The 18,432-nt window shown below is 76.9% G+C and carries 21 protein-coding genes; 8 read left to right on the forward strand and 13 right to left on the reverse strand.

Annotated elements, in window-relative coordinates; genetic code table 11:
• The 4 genes from ACUN9U_RS05700 to ACUN9U_RS05715 form a co-directional block, all read right to left on the reverse strand.
• Positions 1-368: YdeI/OmpD-associated family protein (locus ACUN9U_RS05700; protein WP_445483964.1), on the reverse strand; the 368-nt coding region annotated here is incomplete at its 3' end.
• 7 nt (positions 369-375) lie between these two features.
• Positions 376-1,158, reverse strand: coding sequence for a DUF2461 domain-containing protein (locus tag ACUN9U_RS05705; protein ID WP_445483965.1), 783 nt, complete (start codon positions 1,156-1,158; stop codon positions 376-378).
• A 96-nt stretch (positions 1,159-1,254) separates the two neighbouring features.
• Positions 1,255-1,761, reverse strand: a complete 507-nt coding sequence (locus tag ACUN9U_RS05710; protein ID WP_445483966.1) for a hypothetical protein — start codon at positions 1,759-1,761, stop codon at positions 1,255-1,257.
• 192 nt (positions 1,762-1,953) lie between these two features.
• The gene (locus tag ACUN9U_RS05715) at positions 1,954-2,628 is read right to left on the reverse strand and encodes an HD domain-containing protein (RefSeq protein WP_445483967.1); all 675 of its coding nucleotides are present in this window, start codon (positions 2,626-2,628) and stop codon (positions 1,954-1,956) included.
• A 125-nt stretch (positions 2,629-2,753) separates the two neighbouring features.
• On the opposite strand from ACUN9U_RS05715, the gene ACUN9U_RS05720 reads away from it, so the two are divergent.
• Positions 2,754-3,152 (forward strand): SRPBCC family protein, encoded by a 399-nt coding sequence (locus ACUN9U_RS05720; RefSeq protein ID WP_445483968.1) that lies wholly within the window; start codon positions 2,754-2,756, stop codon positions 3,150-3,152.
• A 10-nt stretch (positions 3,153-3,162) separates the two neighbouring features.
• On the opposite strand, the gene ACUN9U_RS05725 is transcribed toward ACUN9U_RS05720, so the two are convergent.
• Complete coding sequence (locus ACUN9U_RS05725) at positions 3,163-3,423, reverse strand: hypothetical protein (protein ID WP_445483969.1); 261 nt, start codon at positions 3,421-3,423, stop codon at positions 3,163-3,165.
• A 182-nt stretch (positions 3,424-3,605) separates the two neighbouring features.
• Between ACUN9U_RS05725 and ACUN9U_RS05730 the strand changes: the two genes are divergently transcribed.
• Entirely contained in the window at positions 3,606-3,896 is a 291-nt protein-coding gene (locus tag ACUN9U_RS05730; protein ID WP_445483970.1) for a hypothetical protein, read from the forward strand.
• Positions 3,893-4,366, forward strand: coding sequence for a pyridoxamine 5'-phosphate oxidase family protein (locus ACUN9U_RS05735; protein ID WP_445483971.1), 474 nt, complete (start codon positions 3,893-3,895; stop codon positions 4,364-4,366). The genes ACUN9U_RS05730 and ACUN9U_RS05735 overlap by 4 nt, the downstream gene beginning before the upstream one ends.
• Here ACUN9U_RS05735 and ACUN9U_RS05740 read toward each other — a convergent pair.
• Positions 4,325-5,026: a response regulator gene (locus ACUN9U_RS05740; RefSeq protein WP_445483972.1), complete on the reverse strand. Its 702-nt coding sequence runs from the start codon at positions 5,024-5,026 to the stop codon at positions 4,325-4,327. The two genes, ACUN9U_RS05735 and ACUN9U_RS05740, sit on opposite strands and share 42 nt — an antisense overlap.
• A 107-nt stretch (positions 5,027-5,133) precedes the next feature.
• Between ACUN9U_RS05740 and ACUN9U_RS05745 the strand changes: the two genes are divergently transcribed.
• From ACUN9U_RS05745 to cydB, 3 genes are all read left to right on the forward strand, one after another.
• Entirely contained in the window at positions 5,134-6,279 is a 1,146-nt protein-coding gene (locus ACUN9U_RS05745; RefSeq protein WP_445483973.1) for a GAF domain-containing protein, read from the forward strand.
• A 131-nt stretch (positions 6,280-6,410) separates the two neighbouring features.
• Positions 6,411-7,883, forward strand: a complete 1,473-nt coding sequence (locus ACUN9U_RS05750; RefSeq protein WP_445483974.1) for a cytochrome ubiquinol oxidase subunit I — start codon at positions 6,411-6,413, stop codon at positions 7,881-7,883.
• A gap of 43 nt (positions 7,884-7,926) precedes the next feature.
• On the forward strand, positions 7,927-8,985 hold the full coding sequence (gene cydB / locus ACUN9U_RS05755) for a cytochrome d ubiquinol oxidase subunit II (protein WP_445483975.1): 1,059 nt from the start codon (positions 7,927-7,929) through the stop codon (positions 8,983-8,985).
• Between the two features lie 54 nt (positions 8,986-9,039).
• Here cydB and ACUN9U_RS05760 read toward each other — a convergent pair whose 3' ends face one another.
• The 6 genes from ACUN9U_RS05760 to ACUN9U_RS05785 all read right to left on the reverse strand — a co-directional run bounded on the left by ACUN9U_RS05760 (position 9,040) and on the right by ACUN9U_RS05785 (position 14,764).
• On the reverse strand, positions 9,040-9,771 hold the full coding sequence (locus ACUN9U_RS05760) for a VIT1/CCC1 transporter family protein (protein WP_445483976.1): 732 nt from the start codon (positions 9,769-9,771) through the stop codon (positions 9,040-9,042).
• Positions 9,772-9,904: 133 nt separating this feature from the next.
• Positions 9,905-10,162, reverse strand: coding sequence for a hypothetical protein (locus ACUN9U_RS05765; protein ID WP_445483977.1), 258 nt, complete (start codon positions 10,160-10,162; stop codon positions 9,905-9,907).
• Positions 10,163-10,366: 204 nt separating this feature from the next.
• Complete coding sequence (locus ACUN9U_RS05770) at positions 10,367-11,020, reverse strand: dihydrofolate reductase family protein (protein WP_445483978.1); 654 nt, start codon at positions 11,018-11,020, stop codon at positions 10,367-10,369.
• 165 nt (positions 11,021-11,185) lie between these two features.
• Positions 11,186-13,624, reverse strand: coding sequence for a hypothetical protein (locus ACUN9U_RS05775; RefSeq protein WP_445483979.1), 2,439 nt, complete (start codon positions 13,622-13,624; stop codon positions 11,186-11,188).
• 175 nt (positions 13,625-13,799) lie between these two features.
• On the reverse strand, positions 13,800-14,153 hold the full coding sequence (locus tag ACUN9U_RS05780; protein WP_445483980.1) for a hypothetical protein: 354 nt from the start codon (positions 14,151-14,153) through the stop codon (positions 13,800-13,802).
• 407 nt (positions 14,154-14,560) lie between these two features.
• Entirely contained in the window at positions 14,561-14,764 is a 204-nt protein-coding gene (locus tag ACUN9U_RS05785) for a hypothetical protein (RefSeq protein WP_445483981.1), read from the reverse strand.
• 413 nt (positions 14,765-15,177) lie between these two features.
• Between ACUN9U_RS05785 and ACUN9U_RS05790 the strand changes: the two genes are divergently transcribed.
• Complete coding sequence (locus ACUN9U_RS05790; RefSeq protein ID WP_445483982.1) at positions 15,178-15,849, forward strand: SDR family oxidoreductase; 672 nt, start codon at positions 15,178-15,180, stop codon at positions 15,847-15,849.
• A 32-nt stretch (positions 15,850-15,881) separates the two neighbouring features.
• On the opposite strand, the gene ACUN9U_RS05795 is transcribed toward ACUN9U_RS05790, so the two are convergent.
• On the reverse strand, positions 15,882-16,121 hold the full coding sequence (locus ACUN9U_RS05795) for a hypothetical protein (RefSeq protein WP_445483983.1): 240 nt from the start codon (positions 16,119-16,121) through the stop codon (positions 15,882-15,884).
• A 532-nt stretch (positions 16,122-16,653) separates the two neighbouring features.
• Between ACUN9U_RS05795 and ACUN9U_RS05800 the strand changes: the two genes are divergently transcribed.
• The gene (locus ACUN9U_RS05800) at positions 16,654-18,393 is read left to right on the forward strand and encodes a peptidoglycan D,D-transpeptidase FtsI family protein (RefSeq protein ID WP_445483984.1); all 1,740 of its coding nucleotides are present in this window, start codon (positions 16,654-16,656) and stop codon (positions 18,391-18,393) included.
• Positions 18,394-18,432: the final 39 nt, after the last annotated feature.

The raw sequence follows: 18,432 nt of genomic DNA on the forward strand, positions 1-18,432 counted from the left end.
GGGCGGGCGCCCCCCGCCCCGCGGGCCCGCGCCGCCTCGCGGGCGGCGCGGCCGGCGGGGTGCATCCGGCCCTCGCGCTCGAGCCGCTCGGCGCGCACCCGGTAGCTGCGCGCCCACACCGGGGTCCGCCGCGGGCTGACCAGCTGGCGGGTGGTGTCGGCGTCGATGCGGCGCCGCGGTCCGTCGGTCCAGCCGACGGCGACCAGCTCGTCGAGCACCGCCTCGTGGGGCACGTACCGGTCGGCCACGTGCTTCTTCCACGTCACCAGCCACACCCCCTCGCGCTGGGCGTGGTGCTCGCCCAGCCAGGCCCGCAGCGCCTCGGCGCTGGTGACCTCGACGTGCTGCAGGTGGTCACCCGCTGCCACCGCGGCCTCACCGCCCCCTGCGGCCGCCGCGGTCCGCGGCCCGCTCGCGCGGGTGGTCGGGCGGGCCGACGTGGCGGTCGCACCAGGCGTTCAGCGGCCCCGCGGCCGTCCACGCGGCGACGACCCGGTCGCGCACCGCACTGGTCTGCCACCACCGCGCCGGCTCCCACGAGCGCCCGACCGTCAGGCTGCGCAGGCGCAGCAGGTCGATGCGCGGGTGGTCGCGCGGGTAGCCCCGCGGCGCCGTCTTCAGCGGGTCGCCCGCGGACAGGCGCAGCCCCGCCTCCTGCTCAGCGCCGGCGACCACCCGGTCGAGCTCGGCGGCAGGCGGCCCGGCGTCCACCGCCCGGCGGAAGCGCTGCAGCTGGTCGGGGGTGGGCGCGTACAGTCCGGCGGCGACCAGCAGCTCCTCGGCGCTGACCTGGAAGTACAGCGCGGTGCCGGCCGCGGCGGAGACCACCATCGCGGCGTGCTCCTGGTAGGGGCGCTTGTCGGGACTGAACCTCACGTCCCGGTTCGGCCTGAAGACCTTGACCTCCCCGAAGACCGGCGCGAGGTCGGCGGCCAGCGCCTCCAGCGGACCGCGCACCTGCTCCTCGTACACCCGCCGGTGCGCCTGCCAGTACGCCCGGCCGTTGTCAGCGGCCAGCCCCTCGTACAGGGCCACCAGGTCGGGCCCGAAGCCGCTGAAGCTCGTGCCGACCCGCCCGACGGCCCGCCCGACGGCCCGCCCGCCGGCCCGCCCGCCGGCGCCGCCGTGCTCCCGGTCCGGTGCCCCTGCTCCGGTCACATCTCCTCCAGCGCCACGGACTCGACGTCAGGGGCACTGTCCCCCAGCGGCGGGGGCGTCCGCCACGGGCAGCACCCGGACGGGTCCGCACCCGCCTCAGGCGGCGCCGACCAGCACGGGGCGGACCGCGACCCGGCTCAGCGGCAGCACCCACAGCGGGTCGTGGTCGACGGCGCCGCCGGGGGCGCCGGCCGGGTCCCACGCCGACGCGGCCGGGTCCTGCAGGGTCCTCAGCAGCACCTCCCCGCCCGCGGTGCCGGTGAGGGCGTAGATCCAGTAGCGCGCGCCCAGCGACCCCGCCACCAGCAGGTCGCTGTGGCGGGCCCGCACCGCGGGCTGGTGCTGCGCGAGCAGCTGCACCTCGATGAGGCGGTCGGGGACCCCGTCCGCGCCGAAGCTCAGGTAGCGGCGGCGCGACCAGAAGCGCGTGCCGCCGGGCACGGGCGCGCCCCACGCCGCGCGGGCCATGACCACCGCCTCGCTGTCGAGGTCGTCCCAGGCGGCGAGGGTGGCGTCCACGAGGCGGCGCCCGTGGCCGGCCTCCCAGCGGCGGACGACGGCAACGGGGTCGGCGCGCTCGACCGGCGAGCCTGCGGGTGCCACCCCACCATCGTGCGGCCCACCCCTGACAGCTGTGGGGGAGATGGCTGAAGGTTCACCCACCGGAAACCTGAGGACCCGGGTGGAGGCTCGGGCGACCGGTGCGGGCGACCGGTGCGGGCGACCGGTGCGGGCGACCGGTGCGGGCGACCGGTACGGGCGACCGGTGCGCCGCTGCGCGGCGGCGCCGCACGCTCAGGCGAGGGGGGCCTGCGCCGCCCGGGCCAGCAGCAGCCTGTCCTCGGTGGCGCGCACCGCCGCGATGAGCACCGGACCCCGCTGGGCGTGGCAGCGGGCCTGAGCGCTGGAGGGACCGTGCCGCTCGAGCACCTCGGCCAGGCGCTCGTGCACGGTCACGCGGCGCCCGTCCGGAGCGGTGGTCTGGTCGGCCCACGCCAGCGCCTCGGCGACCGGCCCCGCCCAGTACCCGGGCCTCGCGAAGGGCTCCAGCAGGTGCGACAGCTGGCGCACGCCCGCCACGAAGCGGGCGCCCGAGTGGTGGGCGACCAGCCCGGCCACCGCGGGCGGCCACAGGCGGCGCTGCAGGTGCACGGCTCCGTCGACGGGGTGGAACCCGGTCTCGGCGATGGCCGGGGCGTAGCCGATGTCGTGGAGCCAGGCGGCGGCCCGCAGGAGGTTGTCCTGCTCGGGGGCCACGGCCCCCGCAGCCTGCCCGGCCCGGGCGGCGACGGCCTGCGTGTGCCGCCAGCGCCGGCCGCCGTCCTCGACGGTGGTCAGCAGCTGCTCGGCCAGCTCGCGGGCCTGCTCCACCAGCTCGTCGTCGAGCGCGACGGTGTGCGCCTCGGCGCCACCGCCCGGGCGCACCCGGCGGGAGCGCTCGGACTCCGCCAGGGCCCGGGGGTGCACCACCGGACGCAGAGGCGACCACGCGGTGGACGTGGGGCGTCGGCCGGATGACATGAGCCACAACGTAACCGGTGGCGCCAGGACCGGTCGGGCACGACCTGACAGTCGCCCAGGACTAGCCTGCGCGCATGGTGTGGCCCGCCCTGCACGTCAGCCGCTCCGTCCAGGCGCCTCCGCCGCGCGTCGCGGCCCTGGCCGGTGACCCCGCACAGCTGCCCCGCTGGGCCGCGGGCCTGGCCTCCGGCGTGCGCGAGGAGGGCGGGCGGTGGTTCGCCGACTCGCCCGTGGGCCGCGTGGAGGTCGTGTTCACCGGACCGCGCGAGGCCGGCGTGCTCGACCACGACGTCGTGCTCCCGGACGGCACCGCGGTGCACAACCCGCTGCGGGTGCTCGCCAACGACACCGGCAGCGAGGTCGTCTTCACCCTCTTCCGCCGCGCGGGCGTCAGCGAGGAGGAGCTCCAGGCCGACGCGGCGCTCGTCCGCGGCGACCTGGACCGGCTCGCGGCCCTGCTCGAGCGGGCCTGACCCGCCCCGATCAGGCGGCGCCGGTGCCCTGGCGGGACTGCTGGCGCCGGACCCTGGCCAGGTCCTCGGCCACCTCGGCGCTGAGGCGGCGCCGGGCGCTCTCCTCCCAGTGGTCCAGCGCGGCGCCACCGCCCAGCGGCGGCGGACCCGGGCGACGGGCCTGCGCCGCCGCCGCCACTGCGACGGCGATGACCCTGCCCGGTGGCAGGGCCCCGGCGTACTCGGCGACCAGCAGCTGGACGCGGTCGTGCAGGCGCTCGGACAGCTCCACCGCGGTGCTCCTCCCCCTCGGGTCCTGGGCCCATCCCACGCAGGGGGGACGCGGCGGGCCAGGGCCCTTGGGCCCCCGCACACGGGGCCGAGGGCCGCACCGGACCGGGACGGGACCAGCTGCTGGCGCCGCAGGGCCCATGGGCCCTGGTGCGCGCAGGCTGCGTGCGGTGCAGTGCCGTCATGACCAGCGCAGCCGCTGCCCCCTCCCCTCCGCTGCTGCCCGAGGACGTGTCCCGCGCCGCCCGCTGCGCGCTCAGCAGCTGCACCGCGGCGGCCGCCACCGCCGCCCTGGACGACCTCGGCTCCGCGCAGCTGTGCGGGGCCGAGCGCCTCCTGCTCACGCTGGACCCCTCCGAGCCCGGCGCGTCGGCCGTCCTGGAGGCGCTGCGCGAGGCCGCCGGCCCCGACCGGGTCACGACCCGGGCGGCGGGCGCCAGCGTCCTGGTCGACGTCGACCTGGACGCGTCGTGAGCGCGCTGGCGGGCACGGCGCCCGCCCAGCCCGGCCGCCGCCTCGTGCGTCTGGAGGAGCACGAGTGCTGGGAGCTGCTGCGCTCCCAGCAGCTGGGACGGCTGGTCTTCACCGACGCCGTCCTGCCCGCCGTCCTGCCGGTGGGCTTCGCGGTGGTCGGCTCGGACGTGGTCGTGGCGGCGAGCCCCGGGGAGAAGGTCGCTGCCGCGGCCCGCGGGGCGGTGGTCGCCTTCGAGGTGGACTCCGCCGACCCGGCCACGCGCACCGGCTGGTCCGTCACGGCGGTCGGGCCGGCGCGGCTGCTGTCCGACCCCCACCTGGCCGCCGAGCTGCGGGCCCGCGGGCTGGCCCCGTGGGCGCCCTCGCCGCTGGCGACCTACCTCGCGGTGGCCGTGAAGGTCATCTCCGGCCGGCGGCTGACCAGCGGGTCAGCGCAGCCCGCGACCGGCGCCGCCGCCACCCAGCCGTGACGCCAGCACCGCGGCCTGGGTGCGGCGCTGCAGCCCGAGCTTGGCCAGCAGGTGCGAGACGTAGTTCTTCACGGTCTTCTCGGCCAGGTGCAGCCGCTCCCCGATCTGGCGGTTGGTCAGCCCCTCGCCGATGAGGGCCAGCACCTCGCGCTCGCGCTCGGACAGCTCGGCCAGCGGGCCGCTGGGCTCGCTGCCCCGGCGCACCCGCTCCATGACCACCGCCGCCGCCCGCGGGTCCAGCAGCGACCCGCCGCCGGCGACGGTGTGCACCGCGGTGACCAGGTCGTGGCCCAGCACCTGCTTGAGCAGGTAGCCGGAGGCCCCCGCCAGGATCGACTCCAGGAGCGCCTCGTCGTCGCTGTAGCTGGTCAGCATCAGCGCCTTGAGGCCGGGCACCCGCGAGCGCAGCTCGCGGCACACGCTGACGCCGTCGCCGTCGGGCAGGCGCACGTCCAGCACCGCGACGTCGGGGCGCAGCGCCGGCACCCGGGCCAGCGCCTCGGCGGCGGTGCTGGCCTCGCCGACGACGACGAGCCCGGGGTCGGTGCTGAGCACCTCCGCGACGCCGCGGCGCACCACCTCGTGGTCGTCGAGCAGGAAGACCCGCACCGGCTGCGCGGGCTGGGAGGGGCGCGTGGGGTCGGCTGGGGAGTCGCTCACGCGCCCCACGCTAGGTGCGCCGGCGGGGGCGCCGCAGGGTCTGAGGTCCCACCGCGCCGGGACGGCGGGCTCGCCCGCCCGGGGGCGGGCGGTGGCAGGGTGTGGGTGTGGAAGCCCGGCTGCGCCGCCTGCTCGACGCGGTGGTCGCCATCAACGAGCTCGACCTGGACGCCGTCCTGCACGGCCTGCTGCAGGCGGCCACCGAGCTGGTGGGGGCCCGCTACGGCGCCCTCGGCGTCATCTCGGCGGACGGCCGCGGGCTGGAGCGGTTCGTGCACACCGGCATGGACCCCGCCGTGGCCGCCTCCCTGGGCCACCTGCCCGAGGGGCGGGGGGTGCTGGGCCGGCTCATCGCCGACCCCCGGCCCCTGCGCGTCGACGACCTCACCGCCGACCCGCAGGCCGTCGGCTTCCCCCCGGGCCACCCCCCGATGCGCACCTTCCTGGGCGTGCCGGTGGTGGTGCGCGGGGAGGTCTTCGGCAACCTCTACCTGACCGAGAAGCTGCCGGACCGCGACGGCGGCCGCTTCACGGCCGAGGACTCCGATGTCGCGCAGGCGCTGGCGGCGATCGCCGGCACCGCCGTCGCCAACGCCGCCCTGCACGCCGACGCCCAGCGGCTGGCGGTGCTGGAGGACCGGGACCGCATCGCCCACGACCTGCACGACCACGTGATCCAGCGGCTCTTCGCCGCCGGGCTGTCGCTGCAGGCCCTCACGGCGCGGCTGGACCCGCGCGAGGAGGAGGTGCGCACCCGGCTGAGCGGGGTGGTCTCCCAGCTCGACGAGGTGGTGCGCGACATCCGCACCACCATCTTCGGGCTGCACGTGGCCTCCGGCGCCGACGGCGGCCTGCGCCGCCAGCTGCTCGACGTCGTGGAGGAGATGGCCGGGCGCGCCACCACGTCGGTGCGCACCTCCGGCGCCGTCGACGCGCTGGTGACCGGCACGCTGGCCACCGACGTCATCGCCGTCGTCCGGGAGGCCTCCAGCAACGCGGTGCGGCACGGCAGGGCCGAGCACCTGGTGGTCACCGTGGACGCCACCGCCACGCACGCGGCCACGGGCGCGGACGCGGTGGTGGTGCAGGTCGACGACGACGGCGGGGGCCTGGACGCCGGGGCCGCCCGCTCGGGGCTGGCCGGGCTGGAGCGGCGGGCCGAGCGCCGCGGCGGGGCCTTCCACGTCCGGCGCCGTCCCGAGGGCGGCACGCGGCTGCTGTGGACGGCGCCGCTGGAGCCGAGCCCCTCCTGAGCCCCTCCTGAGCCGCCCCGACCGGCGGCCGGTGCGGGCCGACCGGCAGCGTCGGGGCGGGACCTCCGTCCCGCCGAGGTCGGGACCCTCGCCGCTGCCGCGCCCCCTGGGGCCTCGGCGACGGTGAGGAGGTGGACACCCTCGACCTCGCGCGCTGGCAGTTCGGCGTCACGACCGTCTACCACTTCGTCTTCGTGCCGCTGACCATCGGCCTGGCGCCGCTGGTCGCGGTGATGCAGACGGCGTGGGTGCGCACCGGGGACGAGCGCTGGCTGCGGATGACGCGCTTCTTCGGGGAGCTGCTGCTCATCAACTTCGCCATCGGCGTGGTGACCGGCATCGTGCAGGAGTTCCAGTTCGGGATGGCCTGGAGCGAGTACTCCCGCTTCGTGGGGGACGTCTTCGGGGCCCCGCTGGCGATCGAGGGGCTGGCGGCGTTCTTCGTGGAGTCCACGTTCCTCGGGCTGTGGATCTTCGGGTGGGGACGGCTGCCGAAGCTCGTGCACCTGGGCTGCATCTGGGCGGTGGCCGTGGCGGTCAACGCCTCGGCGTACTTCATCCTGGCCGCCAACTCCTGGATGCAGCACCCGGTGGGGGTGGCGTACAACCCCTCGACCGGCCGCGCGGAGATGACCGACATCGGGGCGGTGCTCACCAACCCGACGCTGCTGGCGGCCTTCCCCCACACGGTGACCGGCGCGGTGGTCGTGGCGGGGACGTTCGTGGCGGGCGTCTCCGGCTGGTGGTGCGTGCGCCTGCTGCGCTCCGGTGCCGCGGCCCGCCGCGCCGACGCGGCGGCCTTCCGGCCGGCGCTGGTCGTGGGCCTCGTCGCGCTGCTGGTCGGCGGTGTCGGCGTCGCCGCCAGCGGTGACGCGCAGGCCAAGCTGATGTTCGCCCAGCAGCCCATGAAGATGGCCGCCGCCGAGGCGCTGTGCGACACCGAGACCGGGGCCGGGTTCTCCCTGGTCGCCGTCGGGGACGTGCAGAACGCCTGCGACGTGCGCCAGCTCACCGTCCCCGGGCTCACCAGCTGGCTGGCCACCGGGGACAGCGGCGCGACGCTGGAGGGCGTGCGCGCCGTCCAGGCCCGCTACGTCGAGCTGTACGGCCCCGGCAACTACACCCCGCTGCTGCCCGTCACCTACTGGACGTTCCGTCTGATGATCGGCTTCGGGGTCTTCTCGGCGGCGCTGGCGCTGGCCGCCCTGTGGCTGCTGCGGCGCGGGCGGACGCCCTCCCAGGCGTGGTTCGGGCGCCTGGCGCTGGTGGCGCTGCCGATGCCGTTCCTGGCCAACGCCACCGGCTGGGTGTTCACCGAGATGGGCCGCCAGCCGTGGGTCGTGGCGCCGAACCCCACCGGTCCCGCGGACGTGCGCCTGCTCACCGCGCAGGGCGTCTCCCCGGTCGCGGCCTGGGAGGTGGCCACCTCCCTGGTGGCCCTCACGGCGGTCTACGGGGTGCTGGCCGTGGTGTGGTTCGGCCTCATGAGGCGGGCGGTGCGCCACGGCGCTCCCTCCTCGCAGGAGGTCGCCGCCCTGCTCGAGGCGGGCGGCCCCGCGCCCGGGGACGGCGCGCAGGACCGGCCCCTGCCCGTGGCGTACTGACGCCCCCGCGACAGACCGACCGAGAGACGAGAGGCGCACCACCGTGGACCTGCAGCTGGTCTGGTTCCTGCTCATCGCCGTCCTGTGGGCCGGCTACCTGGTGCTGGAGGGCTTCGACTTCGGCGTCGGGGTGCTCGTCCCCGTGCTCGCGCGCGACGAGCGCGAGCGCCGCCAGGTCATCAACACCATCGGCCCGGTGTGGGACGGCAACGAGGTGTGGCTCATCGTGGCGGGCGGTGCGACCTTCGCGGCCTTCCCCGAGTGGTACGCGACGCTGTTCAGCGGGTTCTACCTGCCGCTGCTGGCCATCCTGCTGGCGCTCATCGTGCGCGGCGTCGCGTTCGAGTACCGCGGCAAGGTCGACTCCCCCGCCTGGCGGCAGCGCTGGGACGCCTGCCTCGTGGTGGGCTCCCTCCTGCCCGCCCTGCTGTGGGGGGTGGCCTTCAGCGACATCGTCGCCGGGGTGCCCCTGGACGCCGACCACCGTTTCACGGGCACGCTGCTCACGCTGCTGGGCCCCTACGCGCTGCTGGGCGGGCTGACCACGCTGGGCCTCTTCGTCCTGCACGGGGCGCTCTTCCTGCAGCTGCGCACCCTCGGGCCGGTGCGCGAGCGCGCGCGAGTCCTGGCCGGGCGGCTGTCGGTGCCCGTGCTCGTCGTCGCCGGCGCCTGGGCGCTGTGGACGCAGCTCGCGCACGGGGAGGGCTGGACGTGGGCGGCGGTGGGCGTGGCGGCCGCCGCGCTGGCGGTCGTCGTCGTCGCCGTTCCCCGCGGCCGCGAAGGCGTCGCCTTCGCCGCCACGTGCGCGGTGGTGGTCAGCGCCGTCGTCCTCATCTTCGGGTCGCTGTTCCCCGACGTCATGCCGAGCTCGACCGACCCGGCGCACTCGCTGACCATCCGCAACGCCTCCTCCACGCACTACACGCTCGTGGTGATGACGTGGGTGGCGGCGGCCCTGCTCCCGCTGGTCCTCGCCTACCAGGCGTGGTCGCTGTGGGTGTTCCGCCACCGGCTCTCGGTCGAGCACATCCCGGTGCCGGCCGTGCCGGCGCCGCGAGCCGAGCTCGGTGCGACGACGCGCGGGCGCTCGTCCGCCCGCTGAGCGGCCGCGCACCGCTGCTGGGCGGCCCCGCCACGGGGCGGGCTGCCCGCCGGCTCAGACGGCGGTGCCGACCAGAGAGCCGATGCCGTAGGTCACGGCCATGGCCACCGCGCCCCCCGTCACCGTGCGCAGCACGGCCCGCCGGGGGTCCGCACCTCCCAGCCTCGCGCTGAGGGCGCCGGTCAGCACCAGCGCCAGCAGCACCGCGACCACCGTGGCGACCACCTGCGCGGGCGCGGGCAGGAGGAGGGCCGCCAGCAGGGGCAGCAGCGCGCCGACCGTGAAGGCCAGCAGGGAGGCCCAGGCGGCCTGCCAGGGCTTGACCACCTCGTCGGGGTCGAGGTTGAGCTCGGCCTCCGCGTGCGCCCGCAGCGCGTCCTTCGCCGTCAGCGCCACCGCCACCTCGTGGGCGAGGTCGGCGGGGATGCCCTTGGCCTCGTAGAGGGCGGCGAGCTCGGCCAGCTCCGCCTCGGGCGTCTCGGCCAGCTCGCGGCGCTCCAGGTCGAGGAGAGCGGACTGGGTGTCCTTCTGGGTGCTGACCGAGACGTACTCCCCCACCGCCATGGAGAGCGCCCCGGCGACCAGCCCGGCGGTGCCCGCGGTGAGCAGGACGCCCCGGTCGGAGGTCGCGCCCAGGACGCCGAGGACGATGCCGGCCACGGACACGATGCCGTCGTTCGCTCCGAGCACGCCGGCTCGCAGCCAGTTCAACCGGTCACCGATGCCGCGGTGCAGGACGGGCTCGCCGGTGGAGAGGGCGTCGTCCGGCGGGGCGTCGTGGCTCACGTCGACCTCCGTGCGTGGGGCGGGCGTACCCGGGAGGGTGCACAGCAGTCTGGCCCCGCAGCGGCGGTGCGCGCACTGCGAGCGCGGGGCTGTCCTCGCCGCTGCGCGGAGCCTGGCGCTGCGCGGTGCTCCCTCAGCTGACGCGCTGCTCCGGCTCGACCACCACGCCGACGACCACGGGCGGCTGGGCGGGGGCCACGCGATGACCGCCCTGCCCGTGCCGCACGTGCGCCCGGGCCCGCCCTTCGAGCTGGTCCCGCCGCTCACCCGGCGGCGGCGCTGCAGGGCGGGTGCGCAGCCGCGCTGCCAGCACCAGCACCAGCAGCACCCCGCACAGCCCGAGCAGCGCACCGGTCACGAGCTGCAGCAGCTGGAGGGCGTCCAGGGGCACGACCGGGTCTCCTCGGGTGAGCGGGTGCGGTGGTCAGCACGCAGACGATGGCCGGGCGCGGGCGCCGGCGCAGCGCGGCGGCACCTGTTCGGGCGACCCCCGCCGTCCCGGCTGCGGACCGGCTCACCGGGGGGAGCAGGGCTCCGGGAGGCTGGGCGGGGGAGGTCGCTCGTCGGCGTCGACCTCCTGGGTCCCGTGGTGACGTCAGCGCCTCCAGAGCAGGTGGTGCACCACGCCGCTGGGGCTGGGCACCACCTCGTGGTGGAAGCGGTCGTCCAGCTCCTCCGGTGAGCTCCACAGGCGGGTGCCGCGCCCCAGCTCGACGGGGACGACGACGACGTGGACCTGGTCGACGAGGTCGGCCTCGAGGAAGGTGCGGATGCTGCGGGCGCCTCCGCCGAGCCGCACGTCGAGGCCGCCCGCAGCGGCCTTCGCCTGCTCGGCGACCTCGGCGGGCGGGGCGTCGGTGAAGTGGAACGTGGTGTCGCCCAGCGTGAAGGAGGGGCGCAGGTGGTGGGTCATCACGAACACCGGCGTGCGGAAGGGCGGCTCATCGCCCCACCACCCTCGCCACCGCTGGCTGTCGAGGTCGCTCCACGGGCCGCGGTGGGGGCTGAACTTGTGGGCGCCCATGATCTCCGCGCCGATCCCGTGGTGGAAGTCCCGGACGAGGTGGTCGTCGAGCCCACGCGTGCCACCGGGCGCGTGCCGACCCGGAGCGCTGGCGGTGGCGAACATCCACCCGGCCAGCTGCCGGGGGTCGGCGTGGCCGAAGGGTCGCTCCAGGCTCTGGCCCTCCCCTGCGCCGTAGCCGTCGGCGGAGACGGAGAAGTTCTGGACCTTGAGCTGCTGCGGCACCTGCGGCCTCCTGGCGGGTCGGGTGGGGACTACCCCCAGCCGGACTTCTGCGTGAGGCGGAAGTCATCGCCGTGCGCCATCCGCTCGGGAGGCGCCCGAGGTGGTGACCCACGGTGGCTGGACGCCTGGTCCCGTTATCAGGCTCGACGGAGCAGGGCGTCGCCGTCAGTCCTTGCGCATGAGGTGTTCCAGGTCGGGCAGGACGGGGGTGGCGTGCCGGTGGTAGACCCGCCCGGTCGGGGAGGTCCAGGTGAAGGACCCCGGGGAGGGCTGCACCAGGTCCCAGCCCCCGTGGGTCTTGGCGGTGTGCCAGCGCTGGCAGATGCACCCCAGGTTGCCCGCCTCGGTCAGCCCCCCGCGCGCCCGGGTGGGCGTCGGGGCGCCCCAGGCGGTGGTGTGGTCCAGCTGGGTGGCCCCGCCGCGGGCGGGGTGGTGGCACACCGGGGAGATGCACCCTGCGTCGCGGGCGCGCACGTGGGCGGCCAGCAGCACCGAGGGGCGGTAGGAGACCTCGGTGCGGCAGGCGGGCTCGTTCCGATTGCCGGGGTTGGGGGCGGCGTGCTGGTCCAGGAGCACCTGCAGGTGCTGGGCGGTGGTGCGGTGCTGGGTGTGGGGGGCGGGCAGGGTCCAGCGGGAGCGGTGCAGCAGCACTCCGGTGCTGGGGTCGGTGAGCAGGCGGCGCCAGCGGGCGGTGGTGATGGCGGCGCGGGTGATGTGGGGGGCGAGGCGGCCGATGCCGGGGACGTGGCCGAAGGGGCCGTGCCCGGCCAGCGGGCGCGCAGCAGCACGGGCAGCACGGGCAGCGCGCCGTCGGCCGCTGGCTCCCGGGGTGGTGGGGGTCGTGGAGGTGGTGGGGGCAGGTGGGGGTGGCTCGCCGGCGCGGGCGCGTCGCGGGGCAGGCAGCAGCGGGGCTGGTGGTGGCGGGGCTGGTGGTGGCGGGGCTGGTGGTGGCGAGGTGTGCGGGCGCGGTGGTGGTGGCGGTGGCGGGGAGCCGCCGTCCATGGGTCCGCCTTCGGTGCCGCCTCCTGGCCCCTCTTCGGGGTCGTCCGGTCCGTCTTCCGGGTCCTCGTCGGGGTCGTCGTTGAGGTGGTCGTCGTCGGCGAGGTCGTCGGCCAGCACCACGATGTGGATCTCCGAGAGGCGGGCGCGGTGCTCAGGGGTGGGCACACGCACCGGCTTGCGGGTGTCCGGGGCCAGCCCGCTGACCGGCCCACCCGCCGCACCCGCCCCCGCACCGTCGGCGACACCGACGTCCGCGTCGGCGTCGGCGTCCGTGGCGGTGGCGTCGTCGGCGTCCGTGGCGGTCGCATCGTCGGTGTCGGTGTCGGCGTCGGTGTCGGTGTCCTCGGCGTGGGCGGTGGCACCGTCGGGGACGGGCTGCCCCAGCGCCTCAGCGATGACCTGCGGGGTGGGCGAGAGGTCCCCGACCACCAAGCTGACCAGCACGTCAGAGCGCAGCTGACCCCGGTCGCGCTTCTCCGGCTCCTCACCACCTCCGCCGGCACCTGTCTGGGTGTCGGTGTCGGTGTGAGTGTCGTAGGGGTCCCCGTCCTGGGCGTTCGCGGCGATCTGGTTGATCACCTGCCACACCCGGGTGGCGTCGGCGGTCTCCAGGTCAGCCACCACCCGGGTGCACCCCGCCCACGGGGAACGGCGCAGCACCACATCCCGCTCACCGATGCCAGCGGCCATCGCCCGCGCGGCGTACCCCGGGTCCGCGGCCAGCGCCTCCTCCTCCAACCGCGCCGCCAACCGGGCCCGGCTCAGCGTCGCCGCCGCTGCCACCGCCGCAGCTTCGACCCGGGCGCGCGCGTGCTGCCCGGCGAGCCCCTCGGGCAAGCGGGCGCAGATCTGCGCCAACGCGCGGAACTGCGCCGGACTCATCGTCCCGCTGGCCAACGCCTGCTCAGCAGCGGGCAGCTGCTCCAGCTGGCGGGCCAGGCCCACCAGCTCGGTGGCGGTCCTGCCCGCGATGCGCAAGGCGGGAGCCAGCTCATCAGAGGCCGCGCGGCGGGAGTCCTTGGCCAGCGCCCGGCTGCGCTGCTCGGCGAGCGTGGCGCGGTCCAGGTGGGCCACCGCGGTCAAGGACGCCGCGAACAGCAAGGCGGTGCACCGGTCCAAGGCGGTGGTGACCTCCAACCACTCCCTGCTGGACAGGTCCAGCCGCACCACGCACCCGCCGGCACCGGTGGTGGCGGGAGCGCCGTCCGGAGCGCCGTCCGGAGCGCCGTCCGGAGCGCTGTCGGGAGCACTGTCAGGGGCAGTGTCGGGGGCGCTGCCCAGGGCGTGCCCGACCGCGGCCAGCAGCGCGTCCAACGCCGCGAGCTGGGCCGCACCAGGCTGTCCGGCGGTGGCCGAGGCGACGGCGGGCCGGATGCGGCGCCTCTCGGCGATCGACCCGGTCAGCGGATCATCGGTCAGCGCGCGGGTCCACCAGGCGGTGCTGAAGCGGACCGCACCACCATCGCGTCCGCCGTCGTCCTCAGCGTCCTCGACACCGCCGTCGAGGTCGATGTCGAGGTCGAAGGGGTCCTCGTCGTCCCAGCCGGCGGGCAGGTCGGCGTCATCGCCGACCGCCCACTCCGGGGGCGCGCTGGAGGTCATGGCTCACACGCTAGAGGCCACCACCGACAGCCCGTGGGCGTCGTCGTCGCAGGTCAGACGCCTGTTCGCGGTGTCACGGAACGTGAGGTCGCCACCCGTCCGGCCCCACCCAGCGCCACATGACACCGCCTCCAACGGGCGAGCGGAGCGACCGCACCGCCCGACCCCGACCGCCTCACGCCGGCCTGGCCGGCTCGTCCTCGCCGTCGCCGTAGGCCGTGGCCACGGGCGCGAGGGACCCACCGTCCGGCTCGTAGCGCACCGTGACCTCCCCCGCCGCCGATGCCCTCGCGGCGTCGACCACGACGCCCCTCACCTCACCCGGCGTGAGCACCACCGTCGACGACGCCGGCAGCAGGGCGTCGAAGGTGAGCACGCCGTCGAGGCCGTCCTGCGTGCACTGCGACGTGGACGTCGTCTGCGCCCCGCTCACGAGGAGGGGCGACAGGTCGACCTGCCCGGACTCGATGCGCGGGCAGGAGGCCTCGACCACGAGGTGGACGACGACGGGCAGCCCGCCTCCGGGCACCCTTTCCGTGACGCCGGGGGCGTCCGCTTCCCCGGCGCACGCGCTCAGCAGGAGGCTGAGCAGGAGAGCAAGGAGACCGGGGACGCCGACCGCGGACGGGTGCCTGCGCCGGCGGGCCGGCTCGCGCCGCCGGGTCAGGTCCGGGCTGCTGTCCACTGCTCCCGGCCCACCACCCCGTGCCCCGACGCGCGGGGCAGCGCCACCCGTCGGGGCACCCCGGAGGCGTCCACCACGTCCCCGGGGTGGTCCGGGCCGCACGCGCTCAGCACGGCGAGGCTGCCGGGCTGCGTGCGCTCACCGCCCACCGCGGCCGCCCCTCCGGCGCAGCGGCGCCGCCGCCGCGAGGAGGGAGGTGACCGCCACGGCGCAGGCCCCCCACACGACGGCGGTGACCTCCAGCAGCACGGTCACCGCGGACCCCGCCCCGCGGCCACCGACCAGTCAGCACCGCAGCGCTGGGCCAGGCGCCGCAGGCGCTCCAGCACCAGGAGCTGGCCGGGCGTCCACTGCGCGCAGGCCGACTCGTCCACCACCAGGTGGCTCGCCCGGTCCTGGAGGGCCCGGCGCACCTGCAGCACGAAGGACCCGAGGTCCTCACCGCGAGACGGCACGGGCGCGGTGAGGACGTGCTCACCGGGCGCGCGGTCGGCCCGCTGCCTCCGGGGACGGGGGACGTCGAGGACGTGCACGGTGCTCAGACGCCGCAGCCGCTGCCGCTGTTGCACACGGCTCGTGCGGTGCACCGCCGGTGGTCGCACACCCCGCTCGTCGTCCTCATGAGAGCCCCCGCTCATGTCGCACGTGCCGGTCCCCGGGTCGCCGGGCCGGCCGTGCCAGGCTGCCGCGCACCCCCCGCCCGGGGGATCAGCCCCCGAGGGGGTCTGCGCGGGGGACGGTCATCCCGCAGGCGTACGCCGCGACCCACGCGAGCGCGCCGGGGCCGCACGTCCGGGCGCCGCGAGCGCCACCGGCCGGGGTGCACCAGGCTGGGCCGGGTCCACCGGGGGCTGCAGGAGGGACGACCGTGAGCACCGCCGTCATCATCGGAGCCGGTCCTGGCCTCGGCGCCGCCGCAGCGCGCCGGTTCGGGGCCGGGGGCTTCGACGTCGCCCTCGTCTCGCGCACCCAGGCCAACGTCGACGCCCTGGCCGGGCAGCTGGGCGAGCGAGGGGTCACCGCCCGCGCGTACGCGGCGAGCGTGCGGGACCTCGGGTCCCTGCGCGCCGCGGTGCGCCGGGCAGCGGCGGAGCTGGGTCCGGTGGAGGTGGTGCAGTACAGCCCCATCCCGCAGCCCGAGTTCCTGCGGCCCGTGCTCGAGACGGACGTCGAGGACCTGCGCGCCGCGGTGGAGTTCTCCGTCTACGGCCCGCAGGCGGTGGTCAGCGAGGTGCTCCCCGGGATGCGCGAGCGCCGGCGGGGCACGCTGCTGTTCGTCAACGGGGGCAGCGGCGCACGGCCCGACCCCGCGGTGGCCGGCACGTCCGTCGCCTTCGCGGGCGAGACGGCCTACGCCCGGATGCTGCACTCCGCCCTCGCCGACGACGGCGTGCACGTCGGCCAGCTGATCATCCCCGGTGGCATCGAGGTGGGGCACCCCACGCACGACCCCGACCTGCTCGCCGGCCACCTGTGGCGGATGCACACCGAGCGCCAGGGGTTCCGCGTCTTCGCCGAGCCCATGCCCGACGTGCCCTGAGGCGCACCCGCGCGAGCACCGCCGGAGCGCCGTCAGCTCCGGCTGGACGCGCCGCGCTCGGGCCGCTGGGCAGGGCGGAAGCGCTGGCAGGAGCAGGCCGAGCAGCTGGTGCTGACGTGGGGGCGCTCGTGCCGGTGCCACATGTGCCCGCAGGTGCACAGGGCCATCGCGACGGACGCCTGGCGGTCGAGGTCGAGCAGCTCGGGCGGCCACGGCTCCTGCCGGCCCGCCCGCCACCGGGCCACCAGGCGGCCGATGGCGACGATGAGCACGTCCCAGGGTGGAACGGACGCCCCGGCAGCACAAGCGCCGTCGGGCGGCCTGGTCGCCCAGGCGGTGGGAGCCGGGCACGCGTGGTGGTCACCGGTGCGGCGAGCGCTGCGCCGGCGGCGCCGGGGACGTCCAGGAGCCGGTCCCCGGCGGGCGCACCACGCCGACCAGCGCAGGTGCGACGCTGACGCGTTCCGGTCCTGCATGCTCGAGGCCGTGAGCCCGTCCGGCGCACCTCAGACCCGGCGCCCGGGCGGTCCTGGCCGTCCCGGCGGGGACGAGGCGCGCCCGCGCACCCCCGGCCCCGCGCTCCCCCGGCAGCGCCCGTCCGGGCAGCCGCAGGCGCGCCAGCCGCAGCGCCTCCGCGGTGAGAGCAGCCAGCCGGCAGGGCCTCGGGCGCGCCTCCGCCCGGTCCGCCCGGCGAGCCCGGTCCGCCCGGCGAGCCCGGCCCGTCCGGCCCGCCCGGCGCAGCAGCGACCGCCGCGGCGCCCGGGCACCCGCCGCCCGCTGAGGACGGGCTCGCCCCAGCGCCGCGTGCTGGTGCTCGCCGTCCTCGTCCTCCTGCTCGCAGCGGTCTTCACCGGCCGGCTGGTGCAGCTGCAGGTGACCGACGCCGCCCCTCTGGCCGCGGAGGCGCTGGGCAAGCGGCTCGCCGAGGAGCCGGTCCCGGCCACGCGCGGCACCATCGCCGACCGGAACGGCGCGGTGCTGGCGCAGAACGTGGAGCGCCGCGACATCGTCGCGGACCCGGAGCTGTTCACCGGCCCGACGGCCCGCGAGCGCCGGCTGCGCACCCCCGAGCAGGCGGCGGCCGACCTGGCCCCGCTGCTGGGCAGGCCGCAGGCCGAGCTGGCCGAGCTGCTCCGGCCCCGCACCACCCCCGAGGGCGCCGAGGTCCGCTGGACGGTGCTCGCGCGCGGCGTCACCCCCGCCGTGCGCCGCCAGGTGCAGGCCCTGGGCATCCCCGGCATCAGCAGCGAGCGCACCGAGCTGCGCACCTACCCGGCCGGCACCACCGCGGGCAACCTCATCGGCTACGTGAGCACCGACGGCACCGCCCTCGCGGGGCTCGAGCTGGCCCAGGACGACGTGCTCAGCGGCGTCGACGGGCGCCGGGTGTACGAGCGGGGCCTGGGCGGGCAGCGGATCCCGCTGGCCGCCTCCCTCGACGAGCCGGCCGTGGACGGGCGCGACGTCCGCCTCACCATCGACGCCGACCTGCAGCACCACGCCCAGCAGGCGGCACGGGCGCAGGCCGGGGCGACGGGCGCCGCGTGGGTCTCGGTGGTGGCGATGACGAAGGACGGGCAGGTGCTGGCCCTGGCCGAGTCGGGCTCCATCGACCCCGCCCGCCCCGGCGACACCCCCGAGGGCGAGCGCCACAACCGCTCGCTGGAGGACGTCTTCGAACCCGGCTCCACCGGCAAGGTCATCACCGCGGCCGCCGCGATCGAGCAGGGGCTGGCCACACCCGAGACGCAGCTGGTGGTGCCGGACCGGATCACGCTGCCGCGCCGCGGCGGTGTCGTCAGGGACTCCCACGAGCACGCCCCGCAGAAGCTGACGTTCGCCGGGGTGCTGGCCGAGTCGTCCAACGTCGGCACGATCATGGTCGGCCAGCAGCTCACCCTGCAGCAGCGCCACGACTACCTGCGCGCCTTCGGGCTCGGCGAGCGGCAGCTGGGGCTGCCCGGGGAGACCCGCGGCCTGCTCGGCACCGCGGACCAGTGGGACGACGACGCGCGCACGCCCTACGTCGTGCTGTTCGGGCAGGGGTACGCGGTCACCGCGCTGCAGGCGGCGCAGGTGTACGCGACCATCGCCAACGGCGGCGTGCGGGTCCCGCCGCGGATCGTCGCGGGCACCACCGACGCCTCCGGCGCCTACGTGCCCGCGCCGGTGCCCACCGGAACCCGCGTGATCAGCGAGCGGACGGCGCAGCAGGTGACCTCGATGCTCGAGGGCGTCGTCAGCTCCGAGGGCACCGGCATGAACGCGGCGGTGCCCGGCTTCCGGGTGGCCGGCAAGACCGGCACCGCGGAGGACCGCGCCGCCGGCGAGGGGCACTACACGGCGTCCTTCATCGGCATGGCGCCGGCGGAGGACCCGCAGCTGGTGGTCGCGGTGATCGTGCAGCACCCCGACCGGGCCCACCACTACGGCGGGGTGGCAGCGGCACCGGTCTTCTCCGACGTCATGGGCTTCGCCCTGGCGCAGCAGGGCATCGCCTCCAGCGGCCGCCCGGCCGAGCTGGTGCCGCTCACCTGGCGCTGAGCGCCCTGAGCGCCCTGAGCGCCCGGGCCGCCCGGGGCG

It is taken from the genome of Quadrisphaera sp. KR29, from assembly GCF_052644995.1.

Bases quoted from the DNA above. Each gene is read 5' to 3' on its own strand.
- ACUN9U_RS05775 (WP_445483979.1), bottom strand. From the start codon at position 13,624: ATGACCTCCAGCGCGCCCCCGGAGTGGGCGGTCGGCGATGACGCCGAC.
- ACUN9U_RS05730 (WP_445483970.1), top strand. From the start codon at position 3,606: ATGACCAGCGCAGCCGCTGCCCCCTCCCCTCCGCTGCTGCCCGAGGAC.
- ACUN9U_RS05720 (WP_445483968.1), top strand. From the start codon at position 2,754: ATGGTGTGGCCCGCCCTGCACGTCAGCCGCTCCGTCCAGGCGCCTCCG.